19 protein-coding genes are annotated in these 20,480 nt (G+C 65.5%); 8 read left to right on the top strand and 11 right to left on the bottom strand.

The genetic code is table 11. The features are described 5' to 3' along the window. Nucleotides 1-15: 15 nt before the first annotated feature. Nucleotides 16-1,197, bottom strand: coding sequence for an acyl-CoA dehydrogenase (locus CW360_RS12765; protein ID WP_093986165.1), 1,182 nt, complete (start codon nucleotides 1,195-1,197; stop codon nucleotides 16-18). 160 nt (nucleotides 1,198-1,357) lie between these two features. Here CW360_RS12765 and gcvA point away from each other — a divergent pair, with 160 nt between their 5' ends. Continuing rightward, entirely contained in the window at nucleotides 1,358-2,278 is a 921-nt protein-coding gene (gene gcvA / locus CW360_RS12760) for a transcriptional regulator GcvA (RefSeq protein WP_101193960.1), read from the top strand. Here gcvA and gspM read toward each other — a convergent pair. From gspM to gspE, 9 genes are read right to left on the bottom strand one after another with little or no spacing between them, the layout of a single operon-like run. Next, on the bottom strand, nucleotides 2,275-2,781 hold the full coding sequence (gene gspM, locus CW360_RS12755) for a type II secretion system protein GspM (RefSeq protein WP_093986163.1): 507 nt from the start codon (nucleotides 2,779-2,781) through the stop codon (nucleotides 2,275-2,277). The two genes, gcvA and gspM, sit on opposite strands and share 4 nt — an antisense overlap. Next, nucleotides 2,778-3,881 (bottom strand): type II secretion system protein GspL, encoded by a 1,104-nt coding sequence (gspL, locus tag CW360_RS12750; protein WP_101193959.1) that lies wholly within the window; start codon nucleotides 3,879-3,881, stop codon nucleotides 2,778-2,780. The genes gspM and gspL overlap by 4 nt, the downstream gene beginning before the upstream one ends. Continuing rightward, nucleotides 3,878-4,852 (bottom strand): type II secretion system minor pseudopilin GspK, encoded by a 975-nt coding sequence (gene gspK, locus CW360_RS12745; RefSeq protein WP_101193958.1) that lies wholly within the window; start codon nucleotides 4,850-4,852, stop codon nucleotides 3,878-3,880. The genes gspL and gspK overlap by 4 nt, the downstream gene beginning before the upstream one ends. Further along, the gene (gene gspJ / locus CW360_RS12740) at nucleotides 4,849-5,493 is read right to left on the bottom strand and encodes a type II secretion system minor pseudopilin GspJ (protein WP_101193957.1); all 645 of its coding nucleotides are present in this window, start codon (nucleotides 5,491-5,493) and stop codon (nucleotides 4,849-4,851) included. The genes gspK and gspJ overlap by 4 nt, the downstream gene beginning before the upstream one ends. Beyond that, complete coding sequence (gspI, locus tag CW360_RS12735) at nucleotides 5,493-5,882, bottom strand: type II secretion system minor pseudopilin GspI (RefSeq protein WP_101193956.1); 390 nt, start codon at nucleotides 5,880-5,882, stop codon at nucleotides 5,493-5,495. Before gspI ends, gspJ begins: the two co-directional genes overlap by 1 nt. Continuing rightward, nucleotides 5,882-6,424, bottom strand: a complete 543-nt coding sequence (gspH, locus tag CW360_RS12730; protein ID WP_101193955.1) for a type II secretion system minor pseudopilin GspH — start codon at nucleotides 6,422-6,424, stop codon at nucleotides 5,882-5,884. The genes gspI and gspH overlap by 1 nt, the downstream gene beginning before the upstream one ends. An 8-nt stretch (nucleotides 6,425-6,432) precedes the next feature. Beyond that, nucleotides 6,433-6,858, bottom strand: a complete 426-nt coding sequence (gspG, locus tag CW360_RS12725; RefSeq protein ID WP_093986157.1) for a type II secretion system major pseudopilin GspG — start codon at nucleotides 6,856-6,858, stop codon at nucleotides 6,433-6,435. A gap of 3 nt (nucleotides 6,859-6,861) precedes the next feature. Next, the gene (gene gspF, locus CW360_RS12720) at nucleotides 6,862-8,079 is read right to left on the bottom strand and encodes a type II secretion system inner membrane protein GspF (protein ID WP_101193954.1); all 1,218 of its coding nucleotides are present in this window, start codon (nucleotides 8,077-8,079) and stop codon (nucleotides 6,862-6,864) included. A gap of 44 nt (nucleotides 8,080-8,123) precedes the next feature. After that, nucleotides 8,124-9,605, bottom strand: coding sequence for a type II secretion system ATPase GspE (gspE, locus tag CW360_RS12715; RefSeq protein ID WP_101193953.1), 1,482 nt, complete (start codon nucleotides 9,603-9,605; stop codon nucleotides 8,124-8,126). Nucleotides 9,606-9,952: 347 nt separating this feature from the next. On the opposite strand from gspE, the gene CW360_RS12710 reads away from it, so the two are divergent. From CW360_RS12710 to CW360_RS12680, 7 genes are all read left to right on the top strand, one after another. Continuing rightward, entirely contained in the window at nucleotides 9,953-10,408 is a 456-nt protein-coding gene (locus CW360_RS12710; protein WP_101193952.1) for a type II secretion system protein N, read from the top strand. Then, nucleotides 10,405-12,642, top strand: a complete 2,238-nt coding sequence (gene gspD, locus CW360_RS12705; RefSeq protein ID WP_157825304.1) for a type II secretion system secretin GspD — start codon at nucleotides 10,405-10,407, stop codon at nucleotides 12,640-12,642. The genes CW360_RS12710 and gspD overlap by 4 nt, the downstream gene beginning before the upstream one ends. Nucleotides 12,643-12,672: 30 nt before the next feature. After that, a complete protein-coding gene (locus tag CW360_RS12700; protein WP_101193951.1) occupies nucleotides 12,673-15,501 on the top strand; it encodes a M66 family metalloprotease in 2,829 nt (942 codons plus the stop codon). Between the two features lie 2 nt (nucleotides 15,502-15,503). Continuing rightward, on the top strand, nucleotides 15,504-15,986 hold the full coding sequence (locus CW360_RS12695) for a hypothetical protein (RefSeq protein ID WP_101193950.1): 483 nt from the start codon (nucleotides 15,504-15,506) through the stop codon (nucleotides 15,984-15,986). A gap of 321 nt (nucleotides 15,987-16,307) precedes the next feature. Continuing rightward, nucleotides 16,308-17,429 (top strand): Re/Si-specific NAD(P)(+) transhydrogenase subunit alpha, encoded by a 1,122-nt coding sequence (locus CW360_RS12690; RefSeq protein ID WP_101193949.1) that lies wholly within the window; start codon nucleotides 16,308-16,310, stop codon nucleotides 17,427-17,429. 14 nt (nucleotides 17,430-17,443) lie between these two features. After that, nucleotides 17,444-17,758, top strand: a complete 315-nt coding sequence (locus tag CW360_RS12685) for an NAD(P) transhydrogenase subunit alpha part 2 (protein WP_093986150.1) — start codon at nucleotides 17,444-17,446, stop codon at nucleotides 17,756-17,758. Between the two features lies 1 nt (nucleotide 17,759). Further along, the gene (locus tag CW360_RS12680) at nucleotides 17,760-19,208 is read left to right on the top strand and encodes an NAD(P)(+) transhydrogenase (Re/Si-specific) subunit beta (protein WP_101193948.1); all 1,449 of its coding nucleotides are present in this window, start codon (nucleotides 17,760-17,762) and stop codon (nucleotides 19,206-19,208) included. Nucleotides 19,209-19,274: 66 nt separating this feature from the next. On the opposite strand, the gene CW360_RS12675 is transcribed toward CW360_RS12680, so the two are convergent. Next, the gene (locus CW360_RS12675) at nucleotides 19,275-20,366 is read right to left on the bottom strand and encodes a TRAP transporter substrate-binding protein (RefSeq protein WP_101193947.1); all 1,092 of its coding nucleotides are present in this window, start codon (nucleotides 20,364-20,366) and stop codon (nucleotides 19,275-19,277) included. Nucleotides 20,367-20,480 lie beyond the last annotated feature (114 nt).

Genomic DNA, 20,480 nt, shown 5'->3' with positions numbered 1-20,480 from the left:
ACCTGCCACGGCCTGTTAGAAGAACGCCTGGATGCCCGTCTGCGCTCGCCCGAGAATCAGCGCATGCACATCATGGGTGCCCTCATAGGTATTCACGACCTCCAGGTTGACCAGATGACGGGCCACGCCGAACTCGTCGGAAATGCCGTTGCCGCCGAGCATGTCGCGCGCCATACGTGCAATATCCAGCGCCTTGCCGCAGCTGTTGCGCTTCATGATCGAGGTGATTTCCACCGCGGCACTGCCTTCATCCTTCATGCGGCCGAGGCGTAGACAGCCCTGCAGAGCCAGGGTGATCTCGGTCTGCATATCCGCCAGTTTCTTCTGGATCAACTGGTTGGCGGCCAGCGGGCGACCGAACTGCTGACGATCCAGCACATACTGACGCGCGGTGTGCCAGCAGGCCTCCGCAGCGCCCAGCGCCCCCCAGCTGATGCCATAGCGTGCGGAGTTCAGGCAGGTGAAGGGCCCCTTCAAACCGCGCACCTCGGGGAAGGCGTTTTCTTCCGGACAGAACACGTTGTCCATGACGATCTCGCCGGTGATCGAAGCGCGCAGACCGACCTTGCCGTGGATCGCCGGGGTGGACAGGCCTTGCCAGCCTTTTTCCAGGACAAAGCCGCGAATCTCGCCGGCATCATCCTTGGCCCAGACCACAAACACGTCGGCAATCGGGCTGTTGGTGATCCACATCTTGGCGCCGCTCAGGCGATAGCCGCCATCGACCTTCCGGGCCCGGGTGATCATGCTGCCCGGGTCCGAACCGTGGTTCGGCTCGGTCAGGCCGAAGCAGCCAATGAACTCGCCAGAGGCCAGCCTGGGCAGGTACTTCTGCCGGGTGGCTTCGTTACCAAATTCAAAGATCGGCACCATCACCAAGGAAGATTGCACGCTCATCATCGAGCGGTAGCCGGAGTCGATGCGCTCCACTTCGCGGGCGATCAACCCATAGCACACATAGTTGAGGCCGCTACCGCCGTAGGCTTCGGGAATGGTTGCCCCGAGCAGGCCGGTCTCGCCCATTTCACGAAAGATCAGCGGATCCGTCTGCTCATGGCGGAAAGCCTGCAGGACGCGCGGCGCAAGCTTGGCCTCGGCAAATTGCTGGGCGCTGTCGCGCACCATGCGCTCTTCTTCACTGAGCTGCTGATCAAGCAATAGCGGATCCTGCCAGTTGAACGTGGCCTTGCCAGTCATGAAACGCTCCTCACCTGCGTGCTAGGTCGATGTGCCTTGCAGACTAGGTCAGCCGGCGGCGGCGGGCAAACGACTAATTCGCACGCACTTGTGCATAAATTGCACTTCGTAATAGCTTTAATCGGACAAAAATCTTTAATCACTTGAGCAAATCGCACTTATGCGTCGCAAGATACCCAGCACCAGCGCGTTGATCGCCTTTGAGTCGGCCGCCCGCCACCAGAGCTTCACCAAGGCCGCCGACGAGCTGGCACTCACACAAAGCGCGGTGTGCCGGCAGATTGGCAGCCTGGAGAGCTTTCTTGGCGTCGAGCTGTTTCGCCGTTCGCGGCGCGGTGTGAAGCTGACCGATGCAGGGCAGGCCTACAGCCGCCGGGTAGCCCTGCAACTGGATGCAGTGGAGCGCGACACGCTGGCGGTGATGGGCCAGCAAGGCCAACAAAGCCTGGAGTTGGCGGTGGTACCCAGTTTCGGCACGCAATGGCTACTGCCACGCCTGGTGGACTTCCAGCGCCAGCAGCCCCATGTCACGGTGAACCTGACCAGTCGCACCCGGCCTTTCCTGTTTGCCGATAGCGACTTCGATGCCGCCATCTATTACGGCGACGCCGACTGGCCCGGTACCCAGGCCGATTTCCTGATGGCGGAAAACGCCCAACCCGTCTGCAGTCCGCAGCTGATCGCCGGGCTGCCCATGCTGGACGCCGGCACCCTGGCACGTCTGCCGCTGCTGCAACAAAGCACCCGTCCCTATGCCTGGCGCCAGTGGTTTGCCAGCCAGGGTCTGCAGGTTGCCCAGGACATGAGCGGGCCGCGCCTGGAGCTGTTTTCCATGCTGGCCCAGGCAGCCAGTCTGGGTATGGGCATGGCGCTGATCCCACCCTTTCTGATTGAGCGCGAGCTGGCCGATGGCCGACTGGTCTGCCCGCTGGCCGCTAGCGCCAGCAGCGACAAGGCCTATTACCTGATCATTCCCGAACGACGCCGTGAAGCCCCGGCTCTGCAGCGGCTCCGTGAATGGCTGCTGGCCGAAGCCGCCGCCTATCGCCAGGCGCAGGCCAACGCGGAGCTGTCCGCTTAGCCCGCCGCCAACAGCAGACGCGCCTGTACGCGACCGTTACCCAAGCGCGTCAGGCTGGCCTCGCGGCAGATAACGCCCTGCCCCTGCAGCTGCTGCAACCAGCGTAGCAGGCTGGCGAAGTCGGCCTCGACCAGGCTGACCTGTACACCCTGGCTGTCGCTGTCGAAGCGCTCCAGACGCAATCCGGCCTGCTGTGCCGTGCGCGTTACCAGGCCTTGCAGCTGGCTGGCCTCAACCGGCACAACAGCCTGCGCCGGGCGCTGACGGGCCTGCTCGGCATTGGCTTGCAGGTAGTGCCAGAGCTCCTGTTGCTGGGCGTGCCAGGTCCGGCTTTCCTGCAACTGGCGCTGCACCGGCTGCCAGAGCATTACATAGAGCAGCGCCAGCAGCAGGGCCAGGCCAAGCAGGCGCAATGCCTGGCGATCCCGGTCAGCCAGTTGTTGCCAGCGCTGCAGGAGTGGCGATGCCTGGCCACGACGCTGCACATCCTGCCACAGGCTCATGCGTCACCTCCGATCAGCAGACGGGCACTGACACCCTGTTCGTCGCGGCCCGCCGAACCCATTTCGACTTGCAGCCCCTGTGCCTGGAGCCGCTCACGCAGCAACTCCAGGCCGGCAAAATCACTGGCCTGTACCTGCAGCGCCAGGCTGCCCTCGGCGGCCTGATAGTCCAGCTGCTGCACCTGCACCCCGCTGGCAGCTTGCAGAGGCTCAATCAACGGCTGCAGGCGGCTCAGCAACTGTTCCTGCTGCTGCGCACCGGCCGCCGCCAGGTGCTGATCAAACTGCGCACGCAGGCGCACGATGCGGCGGTCCTCGGGGAACAGCTCACGGTATAGCTGCTCGCTGGCCTGGGCATATTGGTCACCCTGGTACTGCAGGTACAGGCCCTGCCCCAGGTCAAACAGCCACTGCAGGCACAGCCAGCTGACCAATACCGCAGCGACCGGACGCCAGGCGCGCGACGAGGCAGGCTGGGCCAGGGCCAGCTCACCCTGGGCCAGGTCGATGGCCTGTGACTGCGCATTGAGCAACTGCGCCCAGGGTGCCGCCTCGGTGCACGGGCGCAGCGCGGGCAGGCGCGTCTGCAAGGCCGGCCAGTCATCCCGGCGCAGCGCCAGGCGCAGGCCATCGTCACTGGCCAGTAGGACGCGCGACTCATCAACCAGCAGCTCACTACCGGAAGCCCACAACAGGTCGGCATCCAGATAGATGGCGCCGATACGCAAGCCGGCCTCTGCCAGGCTGGCCAGCCAGCCCTGCAACAGGCTGCGCCGGATAATCCGCACGGGGTGGCGCCCATCCTCCTGCACAGAACCCAAGGCCAGGTGCAGGGCTTCGACATCCTCGGCCAGCGCCTCTTCCACCGCGTAGGCCAATGCCTGGCGTAACCAGCGGGCTTTTTGCGTGGGCAGGCTGACCAGGCAGGCGCTGGCCTGCTCCATGGGCAGTACCAGCGCCAGCTCGCGCGTGCCCAGCACGCTGGCACACTCGGCAAGACGCAAGCTACGTCCCTGGCCATCCACCGCCTGCCAGTACAGCAGGCTGTCTGCACTCAGCCCGGGCGGCGTATCGGCTGGCAGAAACAGACAATCTCTCATGGTTGTTCCTCTACGGGGGCCGGCTGCAGGCTTTGCAGCGACTGGCCAAGATCACGCTGCAGTACCCGCGGCGGGCCATCGGCCTGACGCTGCAAGGTACTCCACAACAACTGACGACGCTCACCCAGACGCACTTCGCTGCGCACCCGGAAATACTGGCTGGTCACCGCCAGACCATCGCTGTCCACCGTGCGCCCGACCAGCGCCGGCTGGGCGAGAAAGGCTTGCAGGTCGGCAAAGCCCTGTTCGCCTCGTGCCTCGACCAGGCTTTGCGCACTGGCCAGGTCGAGGTCGTCGGCCAGACAGCTGAGCAACAGGGCACTGGCCGTATTGACGTTAAGGCCAACCTCGGCCGGCAGCGCACTGACATGCGGCAACAACAGCCGGTAATCACGCTCACTCATATCCAGCAGCAGACGCAGTTCGGAGACATCGCCCAGCCAGCGATTGCCGGCCCGGTAGGGCGGCTGCAGCAACAGGTACTGATTGTCTTCGGCGCCGTAGCCGCCACTGGCCTGCTGGTCCTCGTCAATCCAGTCGAGCAGGCGTTCGGCATAGGGTGTGTCGATTTGCAGGCGCAGTAACAAGCGGCGCAGGCGCTGCACGGCCTGCGGATTGGCCTGGCCATCGCGCAGCAGGCTGTTCAGATTGAAGCGCCCGGCCAGATCATCAATGCGCAACAGCAGTTCACCCTGCTCCAGGGCAAAGGGTGGCTGGGCGCGCGCCCAGGCCTCGCCGAGGTGGTCGGTGCTGCGCGTAGGATCCGTCGCGGCCTGCTGGTCGCGCCACAGAATGGCCTGCGCCAGCGCCTCGCCACCTAGGGCAAAGTGCCAGGCCTGGCGCGCCAGCAGCTGGTTAGTGCTGCTGCGAATGCTCAACTGCTGGCGCAGCACCAGCCCGGCAGTGACCAGACTGGCCAGCGCCACCACCAGCAGCACGGTAATCAGCGCAACGCCGCGCTGGCGCTTCATGGCGCCTCCTCCGGGTTGCCCAGCGGGCTTTGCGCCGGGTTGTCGGGCAAACGCAGGACGCGCTCCAGTTCGCCATAGCGCGGATGCTGCAGCACCAGGCGCACCGCGCGCGGCAAGCGGGCGCGCTGCCGGGCGGAGTCGTCGGCCGGCCAGCTGTCCAGCCATTGCTGGTTATCATCGAGAAAGGCCAGGCGCAGGCCATCCAGCGCCGGCAACACCACCTGCTGCTGTGGCGGGCTGTCCTGGGCGCGATCCAGGACATTCCAGTACACGCGCTGCAGCTGCCCGTCGCGATATTGCCAACGCACCCGTTGCCACTGGCTGCGTGGCTGTCCGGTCGGGTTGCGCCAGCCCAGACGGGTAAACTCCAGCATGCCCTGTTCGCTATCCCCACGCAGCGCCGCTTGCGGCTCACCATAGCCATCGCGCACCGGGCGGGCACCCGCCTGAGCCAGATCGCGCTCCAGCGCGGCCATACCGCGCACCAGTTCGCGCAATTGCTGTTCCTGGCGACGCAGCGCCTCGTCGCTGGCCAGCACCGTGCTGAGCATGCGGTAGCTGGCCAGGCCAAGCAGGGCAAAGATGGCGATGGCGATCAGCAATTCCAGCAGGGTGAAGGCGGCGGCCTGGCGATAACGCATCAGCGGGCCACCCCGAGAAAACCGACCAGACGCTGCACGGCCGCCGTCTCGATCTCCGCTGCGCGGCCCGGTCCGGCACCCGGCGCCAGCCACAGGGTCACCCGCAACAGGCCGGGATCGCTGGTGCTGCTGATCTCCTGCAACAGCCACCAGCGCCGCCCGGCATATTCCAGGCTGCGCACCTCACGCCCCACCGCGGGGGCGGCTTCCTGCAACTGCAGCAGGCTGAGCTGGTTGTCGGCCAGCCAGCCGGTGAGGGTCTTGTCCTCCAGGCGGGCCGCATTGTTCAGGCTGCGCGCACTGGCGGTGAGCAGGCTGGCGGCCACCAGCGCGAAGATGGCCAGCGCCACCAGCACTTCCAGCAGGGTGAAGCCCCGTGTACGCCCCATCAGCGCTGCTCCAGACGCTGCGCAATAGGCAGCTGGAAACCGTCGCTGCGCAGCTCCCAGGCGGCTACGCCGGGTTCGCGGCCCTGCAACTGCAGGCTGAAGCTGCTCAGCTCGCCACTCGACAACAACAACAGCTGGGGTGCCGGCAGCGGGTTGTCCGGCGCCTCCTCGGTTACCGCGCTGGCCAGTTGCAACGCCTGGCCTTCGACCTGCAGGTGCAGGCGCAGGCTGGCCGGTAGGCGGTGCTGACGGTATTCACGACTGTCCTGCCAGGCAGCACTGGCTTCGTCATACCACTGCACACGATAGCCCTGGTCGTTCACCAGCAAGCCGTACTCGCGGTTGTCCAGCAGCGCCGCCTCGCTGAGCAGCGCCAGCAGGCCGCTCAGACGCTCGGCTTCGTCACGCAGCTGCCGGCCGCGCGGATCGCTGACACCGAGCACGGCCAGGCCGACCAGGCTGCCCAGGATGACCAGCACCACCAGCAGCTCGACCAGGGTGAAGCCGCGGCTGCTCGCACGGGGCCGGGTGAGCGACACCATCAGGCTGCTCAGAGATCCCAGTTGCCGATATCGGCGGCATTCTCGCTGCCGCCTTCCTTGCCGTCCGCGCCCAGCGAGTAGAGGTCGAAGGGCCCCTGGCTACCCGGCGCCAGGTACTGGTAGGGATTGCCCCAGGGGTCGACCGGCAGGCGCTTGAGGTAGCCGTCCTTGTTCCAGTTCTTCGCCGCCGGCATGCCGGAGGGTTTTTTCACCAGCGCCTCAAGGCCCTGCTGGGTACTCGGGTAGACATGGTTGTCCAGGCGGTACATGTCCAGCGCCGCGGCAATCGCCTTGATGTCACCCTGCGCCACGGTGACCTTGGCCTGGTCCGGGCGGCTCATCACCTGCGGCACCACCAGGGCGGCGAGGATGCCGAGGATCACCACCACCACCATGATTTCAATCAGGGTGAAGCCTTGCTGTCGTTGTTGCATGGTTTATCCCACCAGTTGGTTGAGCGAAAGAATGGGCAAGAGGATGGCCAGCACGATGAGCAGCACCACACCGCCCATGAACACCAGCATGAAGGGCTCGAACAGGCCGACCAGCAGAGCCACCTGGGCCGCCAGGTCGTTCTCCTGGTTGCGTGCGGTGCGCGCCAGCATCTGCTCCAGCTCCCCGGATTTTTCGCCGCTGGCAATCATGTGCAGCATCATCGGCGGAAACTCCTCGCTGGCCTGCAGGGCGCGGGTCAGGCTGCTGCCTTCACGGACCTGCTGCGCGGCGAGCATCACCTTGTGGCGAATATGCAGGTTGCCAATCACCGCAGCGGCAATTGCCAGGGCTTCGACCAGCGGTACGCCACTGCGACAGAGGATCGCCAGGGTCGAGGCGAAACGCGCCGTCTGGGTCGCCCGCAGCAGCCGACCGAACAGCGGCAGGCGCAGTTGCAGGGCATGCCAGCGCTGGCGCCGCGTGGGCGGACGCAGCCACAGGCGCAGCAGCACCAGGCCTCCCGCCAGCAGCAGGAGGATCAGCCAGCCCCAGTGCTTGACCAGGGCGCTGACGGCGATCAGGCCACGGGTCAGCGTCGGCAGGCTCTGCCCGGTATTGACGAACACCTTGACCACATCCGGCACCACGTAGCCCAGCAGGAAGCCGACGATGGTCAGCGAGGCGATCATCAGGATCAGGGGGTAGAGCAGCGCCAGCTGGATTTTCTGCCGCGACTGCTGGCGCTGCTCGGTGTAGTCGGCCAGCTGTTCGAGCACCAGACCGAGATGCCCGGCATGCTCACCCGCCGCCACGGTGGCGCGATACAGCTCGGGGAAGGCTGCCGGGAACGCCGCCAGCGACTGGGCCAGACTCTGCCCTTCAAGCACGCCACTGCGCACCGCCAGCAGCATACCCTTGACCCGCGCCGAAGCGGCCTGCGCGGCGGCAGCACGCAAGGCCTCCTCGATCGGCAGGGCGGCCTGGATCAGCGTCGCCAGCTGGCGGGTCAGCAAGGCCAGCTCGGCGGCCGACAAGCCGCGGCTCAGGCGCAGGCCGTGACGCGGCTGCTCGTCCTCGCGGGCCCGCGCCGCGCTGACCTGCAGCGGCGACAGCTGTCGCTCGCGGAGCAGGGCACGCGCCTGGCGGGGGCTGTCGGCTTCCAGCAAGCCCTTGTGCTGACGACCCTGGGCATCCAGCGCCAGGTAGGCATAGGCGGCCATGGCTCAGGCCTCGCCCTTGCGGGACGGCGATAGGGGGCGGTGGCTCATGCGTCCTCGCGGGTGACTCGTAGTACTTCTTCCAGGGTGGTCACGCCTTCCAGCACCTTGCGCATGCCGTCATCACGGATGCTCGGGCCCAGCTGGCGTGCGTGACGCAACATGTCCTGCTCGCTGGCGGCATTGTGGATCAGCGTACGCAGCGTCTCGTCGAACACCACCAGCTCGTAGATGCCGGTACGTCCGCGATAGCCGAGCTGTCGGCAGGCTTCACAACCGGTGGCATGGTAGAGCGTCGGCGCTTGCGCGGCGTCGACACCGAGCAGCGCGCACTCGGCGGCATCGGCCTGGTACGCCTGCTTGCAGCTCGGGCAGAGCACACGCACCAGGCGCTGGGCGAGTACGCCCAGCAGCGAGGATGAAAGCAGAAACGGCTCGATGCCCATATCCACCAAACGGGTGACCGCACCAATCGCACTGTTGGTGTGCAGGGTCGACAGCACCAGGTGGCCGGTCAGCGAGGCCTGCACGGCAATCTCGGCGGTTTCACGGTCGCGGATCTCGCCGACCATCACCACGTCCGGGTCCTGGCGCAGGATGGCGCGCAGGCCGCGGGCAAAGGTCATGTCGACCTTGGTATTGACCTGGGTCTGGCCAATGCCTTCGAGGTTGTACTCGATGGGGTCTTCCACCGTGAGGATGTTGCGTGTGCCGGTGTTGAGGGTCACCAGGCTGGCGTACAGGGTGGTGGTCTTGCCCGAGCCGGTGGGGCCGGTGACCAGCAGGATGCCATGCGGCTTGTTGAGGTTGCCTTCCAACAACTGGCGATCGCGCGGGTTCATGCCCAGGTGCTGCAGGGTCAGACGGCCGGCCTGCTTGTCGAGCAGGCGCAGCACCACCCGTTCGCCGTTGGCCGAAGGCAGCGTGGAAACCCGCACATCCACCTCACGGCCGCCAACCTTGAGGGAAATGCGCCCATCCTGCGGCACGCGCTTCTCGGCAATATCCAGGCGCGCCATCACCTTGATCCGCGACACCAGCAGGGTAGCCAGCTCACGGCGGGGCCGGGCCATCTCGCGCAGCAAGCCGTCAATACGGAAGCGGATCAGCAGGCGGGTCTCGAAGGTTTCGATATGGATGTCCGAGGCGTTCTCGCGCACTGCCTCGGTCAGAATCGCGTTGATCAGGCGAATGATCGGCGCATCGTCTTCCTGCTCGAGCAGGTCTTCGGTACGGTCGACCTGCTCGGCCAGACTGGCCAGGTCCATGTCCGCCCCCAGGCCTTCAGCCATTTCGCGCACCTGCGCGGAGTCACGCTGGTAGGCCTGGCTCAACGCCTGTTCGAATTCGCCGCCACTCAACCAGCGCCAGGGCAGGCGCAGGCCAAGGGCGCGCTGGGCTTCCTGCACGGCAAACAGGCTGACGTCATCACGCAGCTGCAGGCAGGCATCAGGACCTTCACCCTGCAGCAACACACCATGGCGCTTGGCAAACACGAAGGGCAACTGGGGCACGGTCGGGCTCTGCATATTGTTGTTATGCCTTGTATGCGGATGCTGGAAAACGCGCTGACGCTCGCAGCGCTACAGCGGCTGCCACAGGGCACCGCGCTGCCGGGAGCGTGGCGAGGATACTACGCGGGCAGACCGGAATGGGAACAGTCTGGCGGGCGGCAGGATGCCTGAAAACCGTCGTCAAACCGATGGCACAGCGTACTTTTCTCTGCCGTTCTGTGACAGTTCGCGCAATTGCATCGAGCAAAGCTGATCAGGCTCACAGCTTTTTCTTATGCTCCGCCGCCGTCACGCCAACGGGCTCAGGCATGAGCACCGTTTCCGCCCACGCATGGATGCCCGCACGCTGCCCGAGCCCATTCATGCCGTTCCCCCCGCTCAACTCTTCTGCGCTGCCCGGCGCACTGGCCGCCCTGCTGTTACTGGGCATGGCGTGCAGCCTGGCGCTGCAGGCCGCCGACTGGCGTAGCCGGCTGGAGATGCCCAGTGCCGCGCCTGAACGCCCGCACCAGGCCGCTGCGCAGCCCGCCCTCGAGCCGCTGCTCGAGCTGTTCGGCACGCCGCTGCGCAAGGCTCCAGCCTACGCGCCGGCGCACCTGGACTGGCAGTTGCAGGCCAGCTTCACGCAGAGCGACAGTCGCCAGTCTCGTGCGCTGATCCGCATGGCCGGGCAAACCCGCCGCGTGGCCGAAGGTGACGCGCTGGACCACGGTCTGCACGTCCGCCTGATTGCCCCACGGCATGTCGAGCTGGCAGGCCACGGCCGGGTGATCCAGCTGGCACTGCAGCCAACCCGCCTTGACGGGGTGCAGCGATGAAGTACTGGCTACTGGGACTACTGCTGCTCGCCCCGCTGAGCGGACATAGCGCGGCAGCGACCGCCGATGAACAGGGACGCTGGACCATCAACATGCGCGATGTGGACATTCGCGACTTCACCGAGCAGGTCGCCAGCATCAGCGGACAAACCCTGGTGCTTGATCCTCGGGTCAAGGGCAAGGTTTCCGTGGTGTCACAAACCCCGCTGCGCCTCAGCGAGGTCTACCAGCTGTTTCTTTCGGTGCTCAGCACCCATGGCTATGCCGTGGTCAATCAGGATGGCCAGGCACGCATCATCCCCGACAGCGAGGCGCGCACCCAGGCCAGTGCAGCCCAACAGGACGCAGACAGCCTGGAGACCCGCCTGCTGCAGGTGCAGCACGCGTCGGTCAGCGAACTGCTGCCGCTGATTCGCCCCCTGGTACCGCAGCAGGGCCACCTGGCGGCGATTCCCTCGAGCAATGCGCTGATCGTCAGCGACCGCCGCGCCAACATCGAGCGCTTGCTGGCGCTGATCAATCAAGTCGACCGCGCCAGCAGCGATGACAGCAGCTTCTATGACCTGCGCCATGCCTGGGCCAAGGACGTCGCCGGGGTGTTGCTGGAAAGCCTGCAGCGCCAGCCAGGCCGTGAAACCGGTAGCCTGCAGGTGATTGCCGACACCCGCAGCAATCGCCTGCTGCTGCTCGGCCCGCCGGAAGCGCGTCAGCGCCTGCTCAAGCTCGCCCAGCAGCTTGATGTAGCACCGCTGCAGGCGGCCAACACGCGGGTTATCCGCCTGCGCCATAGCGATGCCAAGCAACTGGCGGAAACCCTCGGCGAGCTGGCCGACCCCCTGCGCCAGGAGGCTGCTGACGGCAGTCGCCGTGCACCGCTGATGATCCGCGCCGACCAGGGCCTCAATGCGCTGATCCTGATGGCCGAGCCGGACATCGTCGCGCAACTGGAAAGCATCGTCCGCCAGCTCGATGTGCCACGTGCCCAGGTGCTGGTCGAGGCAGCCATCGTCGAGATGTCTGGCGACGTCAGCCAGGCGCTCGGCGTGCAATGGGCCGTCGCCGATCGCTCCGGGAACAGCGCACTGGGCGGTAGCAACTTCAGCAACAGCGGCTTGTCGGTAGGCACCCTGCTCGGCGCACTGGAGCGCGAGCAACCGATCAACCTGCCGGATGGCGCCATCGTTGGCATCGGCAGCAACAACTTCGGCGCACTGATCACCGCGCTGTCGGCCAACGGCAACAGCAACCTGCTGTCCACCCCCAGCCTGCTGACCCTGGACAACCAGCCCGCGGAAATCCTCGTCGGGCAGAACGTACCGTTCCAGACCGGCTCGTACACCACCGACGCGGCAGGTGCCAACAACCCCTTCACCACTATCGAGCGCAAGGATGTCGGCGTCACCTTGAAGGTGACCCCGCATATCAACGAAGGCGGCACCCTGCGTCTGGTCATTGAGCAGGAAATTTCCTCGCTGGCCCCCAGCGCCGGCGTAGCGGCCCAGGCGGTCGACCTGGTGACCAACAAGCGCCTGATCAAGAGCACGGTACTGGCCGATCATGGCCAGGTGATCGTACTCGGCGGACTGATTCAGGACGACGTCACCCGCAGCGTCAGCAAGGTGCCACTGCTCGGCGACCTGCCACTGCTCGGCGGGTTGTTCCGCTCCAGCCGCGACCTGCAGGTCAAGCGCAACCTCATGGTGTTCCTGCGCCCCAGCGTGGTACGTGATGGCGCGGGCCTGGCCGCATTGAGCCGGGACAAGTACCGCGACATCCAGCTGTACACCCAGCAGCAGGACAGCCAGCGCCCCCTGCCGGCGCAACTTGGCCAGTTGTTCGAACGCGACACGGACAGCTCCCCGGCAGTCGACCTGCGCCGCTCCGACGACGCCCCGGCCAACCCGCCACAGCCTTTTGCCGCTCCGCCGTCAACGCCGCTGCAGCCCGCCCAGGTGCAGGACCCGGGGCACGGCCAGGGCGGTGACGAGGCCCCGGCGCAAACGCAGCGCCGCCACAGCATCCTGCTTGTGGAGGGGCGCGGCGAGGCGTTCATGCGCGCCATGCTGAGCCGTCACCCCAAGGAGCCCTTGCGCCTGCAGCGCCTGCAGCGCGACGGCCAGGACTGGTTCCAGCTGTTCTACGGCGACTACCCCAGCGCGGAGTTGGCCCGCCTGGCCCAGCAAAACCTGCCGGCCAGCCTGCCGGCACAACGCAGCCGGCTCTGGCCGCTGTAACCACCTGCACATTACTAAGGAAAACAACAGATGTGGCGTCAAGCTCTGCTGCTCATAGGCCTGCTTAACCTGGCCGGCTGTCTGGATCTCGGTGGTGGCGGCGGGGGTAGCGACGCGCCTCCGCGCAAACCGCCGGTCAGCGAGCCGCAACCACCGCTGCCACCGCCACAACCGCCCGAGCCGCCGCTCACCCCGGAACCCCCGCCCACTCCCGAGCCGCCGGTGACTCCGCCCAGCGAGCCGGAAGCGGAGCCCGAGCAGCCAACCCCGCCGGTCGAGCCACCCAGCGTCCCGCCGCCGGCAGACAGTTTTCCCGAGCCGCAAGCCGCGGTGATCGATGAAATCAACGCGCTGGGCTTCTACGACCAGACCGCCGATGGCCAGGAGCGCCCACTGCGTAACGACCTGGACGGCAACCTGCCGGCCATGCTGCAGTTCGTGCAGAGCCATTCGCTAGACCCGCAGGGCAACGAAGCACGCAAGATGCCGCGCCTGACCAGCGAGCGCGAAGCCCTGCTGCTGGTCACCCCGGACAACGCTCTGCAACCCGCGCCGCGCCAGCTACAGGTACAGGTGCTGGTCGACGGCCAGGCCAAAGGCGAGCTGACGCTCAACCCGCCGGAGCAGCTGCCCTGGGCCGACCGCAGCGGTACTGACAATCGGCCCGATGTGGTCTATTCACGACGCGCCTGGTCGGTGCTGCTGCCCTGGGACTGGGTGGTGCCCGGCATGACCCTGCAACTGCGCGATGACCAGGGCCGGCGTGGGGCAAGGGGGGCCGAGGCCTTCGATTTCGCACCGCCCGCACAACTGGTAGTGCAGGCCATTCGCCTGGGCATGCTGACCCCTCCGCTGGCGGAAAACGGCCACTGGTTTCTCAACCAGCCGGCCAAGGCCGCCACCGACTATTTCCAGACCGTGCCGATTGCCCGCCTGATTGCCAGCCAGTATGAGGACGTCCAGCTGTCACGCGTGATGGTCGCCAGTGGTGTCATCTACGACACGGCAAGCGCCGGAACCGGTGACGTGTACAGCGGCGACATGCGTGAAAACACCGCCAAGTCGACCTTCAGCACCGGCATCAACCTGGCTAACCTCGGCGTGACCAGCGCCGGCATGGCCAGCCAGGAAAACCCGCACCTGACCCAGGCGGCGGTGATACACCACGCCCGTGGCGTCTACAGCAACGGCGTGGTCAGTCATGGCCTGAGCGGCGGTAACGGCATCCTCACGCTGTATAGCTCGGTGGGTAACGAGTTCAGCCACGAGATCGGCCACCACTATGGCCTGGGCCATTACCCCGGCCAGCAGGGCGATAATTACTTCTGGGCCGGCCACCATCACGACAGTGGCTGGGGCTATATCGGCCATCGCAAACGCATGCGTGCGAACCTGCACTGGACGCGCGCCAAGAACGCTGGTCTGGCCGGAATGCCGGTCTATGCCGATGCCTACAGCTTCGGCAGCGATGCCATGTCGGGCGGGCACTATGCCAGCAGCCTGTCGAGCTACACCCACTACACAGGCTACAGCACCCAACTCAAAATCCAGCCGAGCCTGAACAAGGCGGTAGCCTCCGCCGACTCGCCAACCGGCTATCGCAAGTGGGACGAGACCACCCGGTGCATGGAAGTCTTCGACGCCCGCGTGCCCAACTCAACACGCATCTGGTACAACCGTGCCGATGGCAAGTACCTGGCCCCACGCCGCCAGGGCGTTGCCGTATTCACCCTGCTTGGCGGCTACGACCCGGTTGCCAATAGCGCGGTGCTCTATCCGCCACTGCGCGGCAACTGGGGCCATGTGTTCGACCTGCCCGGCGTAGCCGCCCATGCCAGCGGCAAACAGTGCTGGCTGGAGGTTGGTTTTGCCGGTGGGCGCAGCCAGCAGATCGCCGTGGCACCACTACGTCTGGGCAGCAACGCCAACAAGCTGCACATCAACCTGGCTCAGGACGAGCAACCCCTGCGCGCCACGCTGCACTGTCAGGACAATCCCGCCAGCCCAGCCCAGCAACTGGCCGAAGTGGACTTTCCGCAAGGCTTGCCGGCCATGCCGGCACCAATCATCGTTGGCCAGGAACAGGGCTACAGCGCTCTGCGTCGGGAAGAGCTGCCCCGTCTGCAGGCCGCCCTGGAAGCGCTGGCCAAGCAGAGCGCGCCCAACCTGCATGGTGAGGCCCGCCTGCTCTATGACAGCTATGTGGAGCACCGCCAGGAGTTGTCTGCACTGGCCCAGCAGGTTGTCCAGCGCATCGAGACACAGCGCCAGCATGCCCTGCGCCTGAATCGCTGGCTGGATGCCTACGGCGCCCGCCTGGCCGACAGCCCGGCCGCACGCGAAGCCCTGGAAGCGTTGCTGCAGCGCCTGCAACTGGCCAGCACCCCGCTACTGCCCGCCGCACAAAGTTTCACCCTGGGCAGCGGCCACTGTGTGCAGGTCGAGCAGGTCGATGGTCAATGGCGGCCCTATGTCGCGGACAAGGCCCAATGCACGGGGTCGCGTGCCGAGCTCTGGCTGACCGATGCCAGTGGTCGCCTGCGCAGTGCGCTGCGTCCGGAACTGTGCCTGACCGCCAGCAACGACATCAGTCTGAGCACCTGCAACAGCCTGCAGGACAGCCAGTCCTGGGACTTCTCCGCACTACCCCAGCTGAAATATGCAGGTCGCTGCGCCGATCTTTCCGGCGGTTTCCTCAGCAACGGGCGCGGCAAACTGATCATGTACGGCTGCACCGGTGGGGCCAACCAGAAATGGTACGGCCTGTCGCTCAACGACAACCCGCTACTGCCGCTGGTCGCCAATCGACATGCCGCCCTGCTGCTCGACTACAGCGCCAGCCGGGGCGCCACGCCCTGAGCATGCCAGGTAGCGCCTGGCGCATCCGGCTGGCCGTGCTGACGCTACTCGCGGCTTCACCGGCCGCGGCCGTGCTGCTTCCCGTGGAGCTGCTGCGACCGGCGCAGCTCCACATACCGGCCGCCGCCACGCTGCACCTGCCAGCCGGCGTGCGCCTGCAAGGTCTGTTCAGTCGCGGCCGGGGCCGCGGCAGCGCCCTCTTGCAGTTGGCCGATGGCCGCACCCTGCTGGTCAGCCAAGGCCAGGCCCTGGGCGACGGACTGTGGGTAGAGGCCGTACTGACCGATCGCTTGGTGTTGCGGCGCGGCCAGCAACAGGCCGTACTGCGCCTGCAGGACAGCTCCAGGCATAGCGCGACCACTCCGCATAGCCAGCCCCTCGCGGCTGGCAGCGGGCGACCTACGCTACACCCCAGCTGCCAGCGCTTCGTCGCTAGCGGAGTACCCCTGGAAGAATTGCTCAGCCTCGGCGAGTGCCCAGACTAGTCACGCCTGCGCCCAGCCGACCTGATGAACGGTTATTCAGTTTAAACATGTCTCAGACGCTCGATTGAAACACTTGTTTGAACGAAAGCCGCGCCAGCTCTGGCGCTCAGCGCCCTGTGCAAAATCTTGGTCGCAGAGTGACTGGTAGTTAACGATTCGTCGGACTACAGAATTTCTTGATGCCCATCAAGCCTCTGTGCAAAATGCCGCGCCCGTCACGATGCACAGCCTGTATCGCGCGGTTGTTGCTGCTGATCAGCTACCCGGCCCGCCAACGTAGTAGGTCGGTTCATCAAAGAGATCACACGCAGGAGACTTGAAGTGCACATCGGTGTTCCTCTCGAAACCCACGCTGGTGAAACGCGCGTCGCTGCGACGCCGGAAACCATCAAGAAGCTGATCGGCCAGGGCCATCAGGTGACCGTGCAGGCTGGCGCCGGTGTCAGTGCCAGCATCCCGGACAGTGCCTATACCGCCGTGGGTGCCAGCATTGGCAATGATGCCGCCGCCTTGGGTGCCGACCTGGTACTGAAAGTGGTTGCCCCGACCGAAGCCGAACTGGCCCACATGAAGTCCGGCGCGGTGCTGGTCGGCATGCTCAACCCGTTCTGCAACGAGACCATCGCGCGCATGAATGCCCGCGGCATCACTGCCTTCGCCCTGGAGGCCGCACCGCGTACCTCCCGTGCGCAGAGTCTGGATGTGCTCTCCTCGCAAGCCAACATCGCCGGCTACAAGGCGGTGATGCTCGCCGCCAATCACTACCCGCGCTTCATGCCGATGCTGATGACCGCTGCCGGTACCGTGAAGGCTGCCCGCGTGCTGATCCTCGGCGCCGGTGTCGCCGGCCTGCAGGCCATCGCCACCGCCAAGCGTCTGGGTGCGGTGATCGAAGCCTCCGACGTGCGTCCGGCGGTGAAGGAGCAGATCGAATCGCTCGGTGCCAAGTTCGTCGACGTGCCGTTCGAGACCGATGAAGAGCGCGAGTGCGCCCAGGGCGTGGGCGGTTATGCCCGTCCGATGCCGCAATCGTGGATGGAACGCCAGGCCAAGGCGGTGCACGAACGCGCCAAGCAGGCCGATATTGTCATCACCACCGCACTGATTCCCGGCCGCAAGGCGCCGACCCTGCTTCATGAAGCGACCGTCGCCGAAATGAAGCCGGGCTCGGTGGTCATCGACCTGGCCGCTGCCCAGGGTGGCAACTGCCCGCTGACCGAAGCCGACCAGGTGGTGGTCAAGCACGGCGTGACCCTGGTCGGTCACACCAACCTGGCCGCGCTGGTGCCGGCGGATGCCTCCGCCCTGTACGCCCGCAACCTGCTGGACTTCCTCAAGCTCGTCATCGACAAGGAAGGCCAGTTCCACCTCAACCTCGAAGACGACATCGTCAAAGCCTGCCTGATGTGCGAAGGCGGCAATGTCGTTCGCACTAACGGCTAAGAGGAGTTAGCGACATGGAACTGATCTCCCCGAGCATCTACAACCTGATCATCTTCGTGCTGGCCATCTACGTGGGCTACCACGTGGTGTGGAACGTCACCCCGGCCCTGCACACCCCGCTGATGGCGGTGACCAACGCGATTTCCGCGATTGTCATCGTCGGCGCCATGCTGGCCGCCGCACTGACCGTAACCCCGCTGGGCAAGGTCATGGGCACCGCAGCCGTGGCTCTGGCCGCGGTCAACGTGTTCGGCGGCTTCCTGGTCACCCGACGCATGCTGGAAATGTTCAAGAAGAAGGCACCCAAGGCCAAGGCGGAGGGCAAGTAAGATGAGCATGAACCTGATTACTCTGCTGTACCTGGTTGCGTCTATCTGCTTCATCCAGGCCCTGAAAGGCCTGTCCCACCCGACCACCTCGCGCCAGGGCAATGCCTTCGGCATGGCCGGCATGGCCATCGCCGTAGTCACGACGATTTTCCTGGTGTTCAAGCTGGGCGCGGAAATGGCCGAGGGCGGCGCAGCCGCGGGCCTCGGTTACGTGCTGGTGGGCCTGCTGATCGGTGGCACTGCCGGTACCATCATGGCCAAGCGCGTCGAGATGACCAAGATGCCGGAACTGGTCGCCTTCATGCACAGCATGATCGGCCTGGCCGCGGTATTCATCGCCATCGCTGCCGTGGTTGAACCACAGTCGCTGGGTATCGTTGCGCACCTGGGCGATGCGATTCCGGCCGGTAACCGTCTGGAACTGTTCCTCGGTGCGGCCATCGGTGCCATCACCTTCTCCGGTTCGGTGATCGCCTTCGGCAAGCTGTCGGGCAAGTACAAGTTCCGTCTGTTCCAGGGCGCCCCGGTGGTGTTCAAGGGCCAGCACATGGTCAACCTGGCCTTCGGCCTGACCATCCTGGCCCTGGGTCTGTACTTCACCTTCACCGGCAACATCACCGCCTTCGCCATCCTGGTGGCTCTGGCCTTCGTGATCGGCGTGCTGATCATCATCCCGATCGGCGGTGCCGATATGCCGGTGGTGGTGTCGATGCTCAACAGCTACTCGGGCTGGGCGGCGGCCGGTATCGGTTTCTCGCTGAACAACTCGATGCTGATCGTCGCCGGTTCGCTGGTGGGCTCCTCGGGCGCCATCCTCTCGTACATCATGTGCAAGGCGATGAACCGCTCGTTCTTCAACGTCATCCTCGGTGGCTTCGGTGCCGATGCTGACGCAGGCAGTGCCGGTGGCGCACAACAGGAACGCAACGTGAAGTCGGGTTCCTCCGACGACGCGGCCTTCCTGCTGACCAACGCCGACACCGTGGTCATCGTCCCAGGCTACGGCCTGGCGGTGGCTCGTGCCCAGCACGCGCTGATGGAACTGGCCGAGAAGCTGACCCACCGTGGCGTGACCGTGAAGTACGCAATCCACCCGGTGGCCGGCCGCATGCCGGGGCACATGAACGTCCTGCTGGCCGAGGCCGAAGTGCCCTACGAGCAGGTGTTCGAGATGGAGGACATCAACTCCGAGTTCGGCCAGACCGACGTGGTGCTGGTGCTCGGCGCCAACGACGTGGTCAACCCGGCGGCGAAGAACGATCCGAAGTCGCCGATCGCCGGCATGCCGATCCTCGAGGCCTACAAAGCCAAGACCATCATCGTCAACAAGCGCTCCATGGCCAGCGGCTACGCCGGCCTGGACAACGAACTGTTCTACATGGACAAGACCATGATGGTGTTCGGCGACGCGAAGAAGGTCATCGAAGACATGGTCAAGGCGGTCGAGTAACACGCCTGACCGACAAAAAACCCGGCCTGACGCCGGGTTTTTTGTGTCCGCAATACGCGTTAAAACTCACTCGCGGATACGGTAGATATCGCGCTCGGCCACTTCGGCGTAAGCCCACAGACGCTTGAAGTAGGCCATTTGCGCAGCCCAGACCTTGGCCGCCTGCGGATCCGCGGCAGCACTCGCCTCGACCACCTCGGCAGCCGCCTGGCGCAGGCTGGCCAGCACTTCGTCAGGCAGGCGACGAACCTCCACACCCTCGCCGCGCAGGGTTTCCAGGGCTTCCATGTTCTTCGCGTTGTAGTCGTCGAGCATATCGCCGTTCACCTCGCGGGCTGCCGCACGCACGATGGCCTGCAGATCCGCCGGCAAGGTTTCCCAGGCCTTGAGGTTGATGTCCAGCTCGAAGGTCACGTTGGGCTCCTGCCAGCCCGGGGTGTAGTAGTACCTGGCCGCCTTGTGCAAGCCCAACGCCAGGTCGTTGTACGGACCGATCCATTCGGCAGCATCAATGGCTCCGGTCTGCAGTGCGGTGAAAATTTCTCCGGCCGGCAGGTTGACCACCGTGCCGCCCAGCTTGCTGAGCACTTCGCCACCCAGGCCGGGCGTGCGCATCTTCAGGCCCTGGAGGTCTTCGACCCGCGTGATCTCCTTGTTGAACCAGCCAAAGGTCTGCACGCCGGTGGAGCCGCACAACAGCGGCAGCACGCCGAAGGGCTGGTAGGTTTCCTCCCATAGCTGCATGCCGCCGCCCTTGAACAGCCAGGCGTTCATCTCGGCCGCATTCGGGCCGAACGGCAGGGCGCAGAAGAACTGTGCGGCAGGGACCTTGCCTTTCCAGTAGTACGGTGCGCCGTGGCCCATTTCCGCCGTACCGCGCGAAACCGCATCGAAGACCTCCAGCGCTGGCACCAGTTCACCGGCGGCATACACCTTGATCTTCAGCCGTCCACCGCTCATTTCCTCGACCACGCGGGCAAAGCGTTCGGCACCCACGCCCACGCCGGGAAAGTTCTTCGGCCAGGAGGTCACCATCTTCCAGTTGAACTGTTGCTGCGCGCTGGCCACGCAGTCGCTGCTCGCTTGTGGCTTGCAGCCACTCAAGGCACCGGCAGCCAGGGTTGCGCCTGCCGCAGCGACTAATGTACGTCGTTTCATATGAGGCTCCTTGTTATTGTTGGTGAGCACAACATTGCACGGCTAGTTGATACGCTTTCCGCCGCAGGGGGACAAGCCCTGCGATTGCCCAATACGCCACTGGCCTGCGAGAAT

This window comes from Pseudomonas fluvialis (assembly GCF_002835605.1).
GTDB classification, from domain to species: Bacteria; Pseudomonadota; Gammaproteobacteria; order Pseudomonadales; family Pseudomonadaceae; genus Aquipseudomonas; species Aquipseudomonas fluvialis.
The sequence above is the reverse complement of the archived record's forward strand: the minus strand, read 5'-3'. Positions and strand labels throughout refer to the sequence as shown.